Origin of the sequence: Actinomyces sp. ICM39 (genome assembly GCF_000282935.1) — a bacterium.
GTDB lineage: Bacteria > Actinomycetota > Actinomycetes > Actinomycetales > Actinomycetaceae > Pauljensenia > Pauljensenia odontolytica_B.
The window spans coordinates 25,495-36,499 of the sequence record NZ_ALCB01000069.1; the positions used below are offsets into that span (position 1 = coordinate 25,495).

At 66.9% G+C, this 11,005-nt stretch carries 10 protein-coding genes; 6 read left to right on the plus strand and 4 right to left on the minus strand.

The annotated features are described in order from the left end of the window. Positions 1–6: 6 nt before the first annotated feature. A complete protein-coding gene (locus HMPREF1137_RS04385; RefSeq protein ID WP_007589326.1) occupies positions 7–1,350 on the minus strand; it encodes an MFS transporter in 1,344 nt (447 codons plus the stop codon). 223 nt (positions 1,351–1,573) lie between these two features. Then, positions 1,574–2,638, minus strand: coding sequence for a GTP 3',8-cyclase MoaA (moaA, locus tag HMPREF1137_RS04390; protein WP_007589334.1), 1,065 nt, complete (start codon positions 2,636–2,638; stop codon positions 1,574–1,576). A 177-nt stretch (positions 2,639–2,815) separates the two neighbouring features. Between moaA and HMPREF1137_RS04395 the strand changes: the two genes are divergently transcribed. The 4 genes from HMPREF1137_RS04395 to moaC all read left to right on the plus strand — a co-directional run bounded on the left by HMPREF1137_RS04395 (position 2,816) and on the right by moaC (position 7,407). Continuing rightward, on the plus strand, positions 2,816–3,856 hold the full coding sequence (locus HMPREF1137_RS04395; protein WP_007589360.1) for a zinc-dependent alcohol dehydrogenase family protein: 1,041 nt from the start codon (positions 2,816–2,818) through the stop codon (positions 3,854–3,856). Positions 3,857–4,321: 465 nt separating this feature from the next. Next, entirely contained in the window at positions 4,322–5,338 is a 1,017-nt protein-coding gene (locus tag HMPREF1137_RS04400) for an endonuclease domain-containing protein (protein WP_007589343.1), read from the plus strand. A gap of 274 nt (positions 5,339–5,612) precedes the next feature. After that, positions 5,613–6,890: a molybdopterin molybdotransferase MoeA gene (locus HMPREF1137_RS04405; protein ID WP_007589348.1), complete on the plus strand. Its 1,278-nt coding sequence runs from the start codon at positions 5,613–5,615 to the stop codon at positions 6,888–6,890. 34 nt (positions 6,891–6,924) lie between these two features. Next, on the plus strand, positions 6,925–7,407 hold the full coding sequence (moaC, locus tag HMPREF1137_RS04410) for a cyclic pyranopterin monophosphate synthase MoaC (RefSeq protein WP_003791807.1): 483 nt from the start codon (positions 6,925–6,927) through the stop codon (positions 7,405–7,407). A gap of 71 nt (positions 7,408–7,478) precedes the next feature. Here the strand turns inward: moaC and HMPREF1137_RS04415 are convergent, their stop codons facing one another. Both HMPREF1137_RS04415 and tadA read right to left on the minus strand, forming a co-directional pair. Next, positions 7,479–7,970, minus strand: a complete 492-nt coding sequence (locus HMPREF1137_RS04415; RefSeq protein ID WP_007589336.1) for a MogA/MoaB family molybdenum cofactor biosynthesis protein — start codon at positions 7,968–7,970, stop codon at positions 7,479–7,481. A 1-nt stretch (position 7,971) separates the two neighbouring features. Next, the gene (gene tadA, locus HMPREF1137_RS04420; RefSeq protein WP_007589323.1) at positions 7,972–9,309 is read right to left on the minus strand and encodes a tRNA adenosine(34) deaminase TadA; all 1,338 of its coding nucleotides are present in this window, start codon (positions 9,307–9,309) and stop codon (positions 7,972–7,974) included. Between the two features lie 214 nt (positions 9,310–9,523). Here tadA and upp point away from each other — a divergent pair, with 214 nt between their 5' ends. Next, positions 9,524–10,162 carry a uracil phosphoribosyltransferase gene (gene upp / locus HMPREF1137_RS04425; RefSeq protein WP_007589358.1) on the plus strand — a complete coding sequence of 213 codons (639 nt, stop codon included), beginning with the start codon at positions 9,524–9,526 and terminating at the stop codon, positions 10,160–10,162. Between the two features lie 241 nt (positions 10,163–10,403). Then, positions 10,404–10,958: a YagU family protein gene (locus HMPREF1137_RS04430; protein ID WP_007589357.1), complete on the plus strand. Its 555-nt coding sequence runs from the start codon at positions 10,404–10,406 to the stop codon at positions 10,956–10,958. The last annotated feature ends 47 nt before the right edge of the window (positions 10,959–11,005 follow it).

The following is an 11,005-nucleotide window of genomic DNA, read 5'->3' on the forward strand; positions in this document are numbered from 1 at the left end:
GGTGGATCAGCCGGGGAACGGGGCGTTCTTGCGCGCGTACATGATCCAGCACAGGACCGCGCACAGGGCGCAGAAGATGGCGCAGCCCGCGAAGAAGACCGGGGCGCTGATGGCGGAGAGGGCGACGCCGACCAGGAAGGGGCCGAGCGACGCGATCGCCGCGGTGAAGCCGATGGCGCCGCCGGCCTGGCGGGCCGGCATAATCATCGGCATCTGCTTGAAGGTACCGGCGTTACCGAAGCCGGAGAACAGGAACATGGCGAGCATGAGGCCCAGGAAGATGTGGAAGTCCGTCATGCCGGTGGGGTTCGTCAGGACCCAGGCGATGCCGCCCATGGTGACCGCCATGCCAACGGCGGAGATGAAGGTCCAGATGGCGCCGCCCATGCGATCGCAGAAGATACCCCAGGACATGCGGATGAGCGAGCCGATGAGGGGGCCGAGGAAGGCGTAGGTCGCGCCCTTGACGCCCAGGTTGAGGGCCGACTGGTCACCGAACTGGTTGTTGATCAGGAGGGCGAAGACGGCGGAGAAGCCGGAGAACAGACCGAAGGTCATGACGTAGAGGATGGTCATGTACCAGGTGTTGGGGTTGGAGAAGATGTCCAGCTGCTGCTTGAGGTTGGCCTTGACGGGCACGTCACGCAGCCAGATGAAGGCGAGGATCGCCGCGAGGATGCACCACGGAACGAAGAAGATCGCTGCGTTGTAGACCCAGATGCTCTCACCGACGTGGTCGCCGGCGACCTGCTGCTGGGGCGCCAGCCAGGTCAGACCGAAAAGACCAAAGCCCATCAACACAGGACCAACAAGCAGAATGACGGACATGCCGAGGTTACCGATGCCGCCCTGCAGGCCGAGGGCCGTACCGGCGAGGCGCTTGGGGAAGAAGTAGCCGGTGGAGGGCATGTAGCCGGAGAACGCGCCGCCGCCGATTCCACACATGAATGCCAGGGTCAGCAGGACCCAGTAGGGGGTCGTGTTGTCCTGGACCGCGAAGAACCAGCCGAGCATCGGAATGATGCACAGCAGGGAGGTGATGCCCACGAGCTTGCGTGTGCCGATGAGCGGGGGCAGGAACATGTAGATGAGGCGCAGGATGCCGGCGGCCAGACCCGGAAGGGCGGTCAGCCAGTAGAGCTGAGACTTATCCAGGTTGAAGCCGAGAAGCGTCAGCTTGGGCGCGATCGCGCTGGGCAGGAACCACACGCAGAAGGCCAGGATCAGCGAGTAGGTCGTGATCCACAGCGTGCGCCACGCGAGCTTCGAGTCCCACTTGGATTCGTCGTTGGGGTTCCAGTCAGTGAGCAGGTAGCGGCTCTTCTTGGCCGCAGGTTCGGTCGCGCTCATGGCTCTCCTCGGGTCTGAAGGGAGTCCGGGCGCGGGCGTGCGCCGGACATTCTTTAACACGGAGGCTACCAATTGAAATGACATAACCCACAAGAACGCATTGGGACGTGCATCACCCTTGTGAACACTAGGAAAAGTTCTTTCGCCACGAACGTCCCTCCCGAGGACACACAAGCAATTAACCGCTGTTAGAAAACATCGGCATCACGAAATTAGTGGGAGGTTACCCGCCAATACGGCTCATGGTGCGCGACGCGCGAGCAAAGGTGTCGATATTGAGCCCGTGCGCGGCCGGCTTGGCCCACATCGCGTCGGCCCATCGGGCGGCGATCTGTGCGTCGTCCCCGCCGCCGCGCAGCAGGTCGCGCAGCGAGGTCTCCTCGGTGGAGAACAGGCACGAACGCACCATGCCGTCCGAGGTCAGGCGGGTGCGGTCGCACGCGCTGCAGAAGGGGTCGGACACGGAGGCGATAACTCCGAGGCGCTTCGTCGGGTCACCGTCCACAATCCAGCGCCCCGCCGGCGAGTGCGGATCCTCGCGGGGCGCGGGGGTCAGCGTGTGGCGGGTGCTCATGATGTGCAGGATCTCGTCGGCCGTCATGATGTTTTGGCGGTCCCACGTGTCCGGCGGGCCGATCGGCATCTGCTCGATGACGCGCAGCTCGATGCCCCGGTCCAGGCAGTAGTCGACCAGGTCGGGCAGGTCGGCCTCGTTCATGCCGCGCAGCACGAGGGCGTTGACCTTGATCGGGCTCAGGCCCGCGCGGGCGGCGGCCTCGATGCCCTCCAGGACGTCGCCGAGGCGGTCGCGGCGGGTGATCGCCGCGAAGTGCTCGGGGTCCAGAGAATCAAGCGAAATGTTGACGCGGTTCAGGCCAGCGTCCTTCAGGCCCTGGGCGCGCTTGGCCAGGCCGAGCGCGTTCGTCGTGAGGGCCAGATCGAGGGGGTTTCCCTCGTCGGTGCGCAGGTGGGAGCATGCTTCGATGATCCCCTCGAGACCTCGGCGCAGGAGGGGTTCCCCGCCGGTGAAGCGGACCTGGCGGATCCCGAGCCGCTCGACGCCAACGCGCACGAGGCGCACAACCTCGTCGTCCGTCAGGGTTTCCTCGGTGGGCAGCCAGTCCAGGCCTTCGGGGGGCATGCAGTAGGAACAGCGCAGGTTGCAGCGGTCGGTGAGCGACACGCGCAGGTCGCGGGCCACCCGCCCAAAGGTGTCGACGAGCCGCAGCGGCGCGTCACACGCAGCTGCATCTGCCGCCTGAGAGGCGGAAACGAACTCGACTGACATGGCGCAACCCTACCGCGATTTGCCCGGTGTTCGCCCCTCGAAAAACCGAGCACCAACGGCGACACGCGGCCCCGGCCTCGTCTCTGAGAGAAAGGAGACAGTGTCCAGCAGTGACGAGCAGCTGGACGTGAGCGCTACCGTTGCCCTACGACCAATTCACCAATCACGAGGAGAATCATGCGCGCCGTCATCATGCACGCGCCCGGCAACGTCACCGTCGAAGACATGCCGATGCCGGCCATCCTGGAACCCACAGACGCCATCATCAAGCTGGCGGCCACCTGCATCTGCGGCTCCGACCTGTGGCCCTATCGTGGCGCCCAGCACGTCCACGAGCAGCGCATGGGCCACGAGTACGTCGGCACGGTCACCGAGGTAGGCTCCGCGGTCGCGACCGTCAAGCCCGGCGACTTCGTCGTCGGTTCCTTCTGCATTTCCTGCGGTGAATGCGAAATCTGCCGCGCCGGATACCCCTCGCGCTGCGCGACCGCCGCCGCCCAAGGAGATCCTTTCGTCGGCACGCGCGCAGGCGGCACCCAGGCCGAGTACGCTCGCGTGCCCCTCGCTGACGGCACGCTCGTCAAGACACCCGCCACCCCCACGTCCGAGCAGATTCCCTCGCTCCTGGCCGCCTCCGATGTGCTCGGCACCGGCTGGTTCGCCGCCGACGAGGCCGGGGCCGCCCCCGGGAAGACCATCGTCGTCGTGGGTGACGGGGCCGTGGGCCTGGGCGCAATCATCGCCGCCAAGCAGCTGGGCGCTTCTCGCATCATCGCTATGTCGCGCCACGCGGACCGTCAGGCTTTGGCTCGCCAGTTCGGCGCGACCGACATCGTGGAAGAGCGCGGCGAGAAGGGTATCGCCCGCATCAAGGAGATGACCGGGGGACTGGGTGCCGACTGCGTCGTGGAGGCCGTGGGCAACGAGGCGTCCTTCGACCAGGCTCTGGGCTGCGTGCGCCCGGGCGGCCACCTATCCTTCGTGGGTGTGCCGCACGGTGTTTCCCTCGACATGGGTCGTATGTTCGGCGCGCAGGTTCACATGTTCGGCGGTCCAGCCGCGGTGCGCAAGTACCTGCCCACCATGATCGACCTGATCTACCGCAGCGAGATCAACCCCGGTGCCGTCTTTGATCTGGTCCTGCCGCTCGAGCAGGCCGCCGAGGGCTACGCGGCCATGGACGAGCGTCGCGCCACGAAGGTCATGCTCACCGTCTGATTCGGTTGCACGGCGGCTTCAGCCTCGCGTTTTCACTCGTTCTGAGCCGCACCGTCATCCGGGCAGTCCCACCGCCGTGCGGGGCTGCCCGGATGGCTTTGTGGCGACCGGCTCCACACCAAAACACCACCCGCGGGCACCGCAGCCACACCCAGCAACCATTCACGGGCCTCACACCACCCTCCAATCTGATAGTCGTGGGGGGTTTGGCAGCATTAGAAGTCCCATCACGGCGTGTCGCCGGCGTGTCGCGCGCCTAATGCTGCAATTCCCCCCGACATCCATATCCAGGCCGTTGAAATGAGCTGCAACCACACACCCCAGCCCGCGCCTCGTCACGCCGCGCACGAACGCCGTACCCACGCCCGCATCGCGACAAGTCACATATGTGCGCCATTAACAATCAAGCAAATTAGTACATCTAAAACTGCAACAGACTGAAATCTATCGCACTAGAATTCACTCATGAGCCAAGAAGTCAGGGGCAACGACGCTCCTTTCATCCTCAACGCCGTTGAACGCGCGATCATTCGCGTACCGCGATCCAGCCACCACGGCCTCACAAAGATACCGACGGCTGTGAACATCGCGGGCAAGACCTACCTCGACCTTGCGCGCCTAACGGATATAGACACACATCAGCTACCGCAGGTCGTGCTCGCCGCACGCCTCTACCACCTCGCGCACACACACCAAACTCTCATCGCTACCGGACAATGTGCGCTATGGGCGCACGGCTATGGAAGTGATCCCGCGCTTCCACCTATCACGGTTGCCACTTCGTCCGCTATCCGCCCCATCGTCCTGCCCGCCATAACAATCGGTACTCGCACCTTTGCTCCCATGAAGGTCACGCCCAGGCACGTACGTCACCTCCCTGCTATCAGTGACACACGCGGGCTCCTCATCGAGAACCTCGAATCTGCACAGATTACTGCTGCCCGCACATCATCCAACCGACGTGCTGCTTTCACGCAGATGTGCATGAACGCCCACGCCTACACGCACTTCGACAACTTCCACATGAAAGCGTCACGCAACAACGAGGAGTCGTGGAAGTTCTTCCTTGAGCGCGAGCTGAAACAGCTGGGCAATCGGGCAAGAGGACGCTCTCAAGCACAGTGGATCATCACTCACGCAGATGCCGGCTGTGCCTCCCCCGGAGAAGCGCGCGTGCTGTACGAGCTGTGTGCCGCGGGCCTGGCAGGCATGCTCACACAGGTCGAGGTGCACACGCGGGGTCGTCGCTATTTCATCGATTGCGCGTTCACGGCCGAAAAAGTCGGCATCGAGTTCGACGGGCGCGCAAAATACGGGGACGACGCCCGCAGCATCCACTCCTCGCTCGCCCGCGAGCGCGAGCGCCAACGCCACCTTGAGGGTGAGGGCTGGCACATCATCCGCGTCGGCTGGCACGATCTGGACCATCCGGACGAGCTCATTGCGCAGGTCCGCGCAGCGCTCGCCGCACGCCTCGGATGAGTCCACGACACCCGGCGAACGCCGTTAGCGGCTGTCTCCACTGCGCCAACGAAGGCCCACCAGGCCACGCAAGTGGGGGTTTGGCAGCATTAGAAGTCCCGTCACGGCGTGTCGCCGGCGTGTCGGCCTCCTAATGCTGCAATTCCCCCTTGCAGCCCATATCCAGGCCGTTGAAATGAGCTGCAACCGCGCACCCCAGCCCACTCCTCGTCCGTCGCGCACGAAGCAAACGCCCACACGCCTCGCCCACCCCACCTGGCCCTACACTGGTGACATGCACGATCCCGCCCTGTCTACCGCGCAGCATCGCGAGCTAATCGAGGCGCTGGCGCTCAGCCACGTCCTTCCCCACGAGACGCTTCCCGTCGAGGAGTGCCTGGGTCGCCGACTGGCGGTCGACGTTTCCTCGCTGATCCCCCTGCCACCGTTTACGAACTCCGCGATGGACGGATTTGCGGTGCGCCGCGAGGACCTGGAGGGCGAGGGCCCGTGGACTCTGCCCGTCGCGGGCGACATTCCGGCGGGCGACACCCGCGAGAATCGCCTCGAGCGGGGGCAGGCCTGGCGCATTATGACGGGCGCGCCGATCCCCGAAGGTGCCGACACTGTCGTGAAGGTCGAGGACACGGACCACGCGGCGGGCATCGCTCAGGCACCCGACACCGTCGAGATCCGCGTCGCCCCGAAGCTGGGCGCGAATGTGCGCGTCGCGGGCGAGGCTCTCGAGGCGGGCTCCCCGGTCCTGAATGCGGGCCGCGTCCTGGACGGGACGGCCCTCTCGGCCGCTGCCTCGGTCGGTCACGGCACGCTCACGGTCCTGCCCCGCCCGCGCGTCATCGTCGTATCGACGGGCACGGAGCTCAAGCGCGCCGGCGAGGCCCTCGAGCGCGGACAGATTCCCGATTCGAACGGCATCCTGCTGCGCGGCCTCGTCGAGGATGCCGGTGGGCAGGTCGTCGCACACCTGCGCACGGGGGACACCCCGGCCGAGCTGCGCACGGCCCTCGATGAGGCCCCGGAGGCCGACCTGGTCCTCACGGCCGGCGGCATTTCGGCGGGTGCCTTCGAGGTCGTGCGCCTGACGCTTGGCACGGACGCGGGCTTCCACCACGTCGCGCAGCAGCCGGGCGGGCCGCAGGGCGTCGGCTCGACGCAGGTGGGGGCGGGCGGCCGCGAGACGCCGGTCATCTGCCTGCCCGGCAACCCGGTCTCGGTCTTTACGACGTTCCACATGTACGTCGCGGGCGCCCTGGCGGTCATGTCCGGCCTCGTCGCACCCGAGCACGGCGGAACGGTCCCGAGCGGCGTCCTCGCCCGCGCGCACGTCGGATGGGAGTCGCCGTCCGGAAAGACCCAGTTCATCCCGCTTCGCTTCGTCTCCGGAGAGGCGGACGAGGCCGGGGCCCGCTGGGTGGAGCCGGTGCACCCCCTGGGGTCGAAGTCGCACCTGGTGGCATCGCTCGCGCACGCGGAGGCGATCGGTGTGGTTGCCCCGGACGTCGAGGCGGTCGAGGCCGGCCAGGAGCTGGCGGTCGTGCCGCTCGTGGGCTGACCCCACCATAGAGAGAATTAACGAGAGGAAAACCGTGAAGTTTACGCATTTGAACGAGGACGGCGCCGCCTACATGGTGGACGTGACCGCGAAGAATCCGACGGTGCGCCAGGCGAGCGCCGTGTGCCGCGTGGATTGCTCGCCCGAGGTGATGCAGGCCCTGCGTGACGGCACCGTCCCGAAGGGCGACGTCCTGGCGGTGGCGCGCGTGGCCGGCATTTCGGCGGCGAAGCGCGTCCCCGAGCTGCTGCCCCTCGCGCACACGATCGGCGTGCACGGCTGCGCGGTGGACCTGAGCTTGGAGGACGATCACGTGGCGATCCGTGCGACCGTGCGCACGGCCGACCGCACGGGCGTGGAGATGGAGGCGCTGACGTCGGTGACGGTTGCGGCTCTCGCGATCGTCGACATGGTCAAGGGCGTGGACCGCTCCGCCCGCATCCGCGAGGCGAAGATCGTCGCGAAGTCGGGCGGCCGCAGCGGCGACTGGGTGCGCCCGGAGGATCCGCAGGACTGACGCCCCCACTGTACGAGGAGGCCGCCCGCAGCACATCTGCCGGGCGGCCTTTTCGTTGCTATCTCAGGCTTTTAAGCACGCGGGTGGTCGCCGCCCGCGAGCTGGTCGATGATGTGGGCGACGAGGGGACCGACAACGGCCACCGTATCGGTGACGCCGCCGCGCGAGCCGGGCGCGTTGACGACAAGGGCTCCCTCGGGGGATCGAGCGGTCACGCCGACGAGGCCTCGCGACAGTGCAGCGGAAGCGACCTTTTCCTCGCCGCGGCGCCGGATCGCGTCGGCGAGGCCGTCGATGCGGGTGACGAGGAGCGGCTCGGTGGCCTCGGGGGTAACGTCGCGGGGCGCGAGACCGGTCCCGCCGGTCGTGAACACGAAGCGGGCGCCGTCCTCCACGGCCGCGGTGATCGCGGCGCGAATGGCGTCGACCTCGTCTGGGACGATCACGACCGAGGCGTCGACGCCGTGATCGGCGAGGAGGCGCGAGGCGAGAGGGCCGGAGAGGTCCTCGGCGAGGCCGGCGGAGCAGCGGTCCGAGACCGTGATGACGCGTGCGGGGATCATGTCAGTGACGGGCGTTGCCGCGACGGCGGGCGGAGCGGCGCACGCGAATGCCGGAGGTGATGGGGTCAACGTCGTTGAACTGGCGCGGAGACAGCTCGTAGTCGACGCGGCGCGCGGGCTCGGGTTCGAAGGCCTGCGGGAGGGGGCGCTGCGGGCGCGCGCTCTGGCGCGACGAGGCGCGCTGCGGGAACGCGGGCGGTGTCGGCGGAGCGGGGATCGGCTCATCCATGGCCCGCACAGGTTGCACGGGGGCCTGCGGCTCGACGAGCGCGGGTTCGACGACGGGCTCAGGAGCCGGAGGACGAGGAGCGCTCTCTCGCAGGGGCTGCGTCACGGGTCGGCCGGGCTGCGCGGGCGTGTAGAGTCCCTCGGGCACACTCGACGTGGGGCGCACGTGCACGGGACGGATCTGCGGGACAGACTTCGTGATAGGTCCGCGCGTCATGTCGGGCGACACGGCGGGCATGACCGGCGCGGCGCTGGGGTAGGGCGGCTGCGACGGAGGGGCGGAGACTGGCGCACCAGGTTCGATCGATTCGCCAACGGGGATGTCGGCAGGATTATCGGCGTTACCGGAGACTCGCTCGGAGAAGGGACGTCCCACTCGCCGAGGCAGGGGCGAGGCCTCGGTGCCACGGTGACGGCTGGGAACGCGCGCGGCGTGGGCAGGGGCATGTGCGCGCTCAGCGGGTGCGACCGGAGCGGCGGGTGCCGCGGGTGTAACGAGTTGGGCGGGAACCCCCTCGTCATGGGGGAGTTCCTCGTGCGGAGCTTCCTCGTTGATCGGTTCGGGCGCTTCGTCCTCCTCGTAGGGGACGACGATGGGCGCGACAATGTCGCCTGGTTCATGAACGGGGGCCTGGACGACGGGCATCTCGTCGGGCGTGCGGCAGCCGAGGAAGAAGGAGCGCAGCTGCATGGCGGCCTCTTGTGCGAGGACGCCGCCGACGACCTCGGTCGGGTGCGGCATGCGGGCGTCGCGCAGGACGTCGCGCAGGGATCCGGCAGCGCCGGCCTTCGGGTCCCAGGCGCCGAAGACGACGCGATCGATGCGGGAGGCAAGGATGGCGCCCGCACACATCGTGCAGGGTTCCAGGGTGACGATGAGCGTGCAGCCGGTCAGGCGCCACGTCCCTCGGGCGCGGCCCGCCTCTCGCAGGGCGACGATTTCGGCGTGGCCTGCGGGGTCATGGTTGGCCTCGCGGCAGTTCCACCCGCGTCCGATGATGCGGCCATCCTCGTCAACAACGACGGCTCCGACGGGAACGTCTCCCGTCTCGCGGGCGCGGTTAGCCAGGAAGAGGGCCTTGCCCATTGCTTCGCGGTACTGCTCATTCACTGTCACCCCTCTAGCTTACCGACCAAACGACTGATGGGATAGTTGGAGTCCATCGTGACTCGTGGTGCTGATGTGACGAATGAGTGTGACATGCGTGACGACAAGGCTAAAACGTCGACCACTGACATCCACGCCGGAGCCGCAGAGGAGACCCCAGCCTCGTCTTCGACACACCGGAGTGCGCTCGCATATACGAACGAGGTAGCCTATAACCATGCGCCTCCACGTTGCTCATCACCCCCTGATCACCCACAAGCTCACCGTCCTGCGGGATCGCGAAACGCCGTCGGCGACGTTCCGCCAGCTCGTGGACGAACTGGTCACCCTGCTCGCCTACGAGGCGACGCGCGAGGTGGCCGTCACCGAGACCCCCATCGAGACCCCCGTCGCTCCCACGGTCGGCCTGAAACTCTCCGAGCCTCGCCCGATCGTGGTCCCCGTCCTGCGCGCAGGCCTGGGCATGCTCGAGGGCATGACTCGCATGCTGCCCACGGCCGAGGTTGGCTTCCTGGGCATGCGTCGCGACGACGACACCCTGGAGATCGAGACCTACGCGAATCGTCTGCCGGACGACCTGTCGGGCCGCCAGTGCTTCGTGCTGGACCCGATGCTGGCCACCGGCCACACCATGGTCGCCGCCACCAACTACCTCTTCGAGCGCGGCGCGAAGGACGTCACCTGCGTGTGCATCCTGGCCGCCCCGGAAGGCATCAAGACCCTTGAGGACGCGATCGGCGACCGCGCCGACGTGAACGTCGTCGTCGCCGCCGTCGACGATCACCTCAACGAGAAGTCGTACATCGTCCCCGGCCTGGGTGACGCGGGCGACCGCCTGTACGGCATCGTCGACTGACGAGGCGTGCAACCCTCGCGCATCGCAGCGCCGGGGCATGCGACGCAGCTAACGCCACACGAGGGGTGGGCGCGGGATGAAAGTCCCGCGCCCACCCCTCGCATTTACTCAACAACAAAGGCTCAAATTAACCATGTTGGCTATTTTTAGCCCATTTTCCCTAATCACACCCTCATGTGACCTTGAGCGCTAAGCACCCCAAGGCCTCGAAAACACCCGACGCACGTTTCATGCTTGTCACATGGCACTGATTCAGACCAATCCCAAGCGCCGCCGCTACGGCGTCGCAGCACTCGCAGGTGTTCTCGGCGGAATCGTCTCCGCCATCGTGAAGTTCGGTTGGGAGGTGCCGCTGCCTCCGCGTACGCCCGAGCGCAACGCCACCAACCCGCCCCAGGAGCTGCTCCAGCAGCTGGGCGTCCCGGAGAGCGTCACGCACCTGTCCTACACCTTCAACGGTAACGAAGGACTCCCCTGGGTCTCCTTCATCGTCCACTTCTCGTTCTCGATCGCTTTCGCGATTCTCTACTGCGTGCTCGCCGAGCGCTTCCCGCAGATCAAGCTCTGGCAGGGTGCCGCCTTCGGTATCTTCATCTACGTGGCCTTCCACGTCGTCCTCATGCCACTGATGGGCACCGTTCCGGCGCCCTGGAACCAGCCCTTCGCGGAGCACTTCTCCGAGTTCTTCGGCCACATCATCTGGCTGTGGGTCATCGAAGTCTTCCGCCGCGACATGCGCAACCGCATCACGCACGAGCCGGACGCCGAGTTCCCGCTCGAGGCTCGCACCAACTGACGAGCGCCGCTCACGCGGACATACGGGTGGCCCCCGGAACCCATGGG

Excerpts from the sequence above, each read along its gene's own strand:
- HMPREF1137_RS04385 (WP_007589326.1), bottom strand. The coding sequence starts at position 1,350 with ATGAGCGCGACCGAACCTGCGGCCAAGAAGAGCCGCTACCTGCTCACT.
- moaA (WP_007589334.1), bottom strand. The coding sequence starts at position 2,638 with ATGTCAGTCGAGTTCGTTTCCGCCTCTCAGGCGGCAGATGCAGCTGCG.
- HMPREF1137_RS04395 (WP_007589360.1), top strand. The coding sequence starts at position 2,816 with ATGCGCGCCGTCATCATGCACGCGCCCGGCAACGTCACCGTCGAAGAC.
- HMPREF1137_RS04400 (WP_007589343.1), top strand. The coding sequence starts at position 4,322 with ATGAGCCAAGAAGTCAGGGGCAACGACGCTCCTTTCATCCTCAACGCC.
- HMPREF1137_RS04405 (WP_007589348.1), top strand. The coding sequence starts at position 5,613 with ATGCACGATCCCGCCCTGTCTACCGCGCAGCATCGCGAGCTAATCGAG.
- HMPREF1137_RS04415 (WP_007589336.1), bottom strand. The coding sequence starts at position 7,970 with ATGATCCCCGCACGCGTCATCACGGTCTCGGACCGCTGCTCCGCCGGC.
- upp (WP_007589358.1), top strand. The coding sequence starts at position 9,524 with ATGCGCCTCCACGTTGCTCATCACCCCCTGATCACCCACAAGCTCACC.
- HMPREF1137_RS04430 (WP_007589357.1), top strand. The coding sequence starts at position 10,404 with ATGGCACTGATTCAGACCAATCCCAAGCGCCGCCGCTACGGCGTCGCA.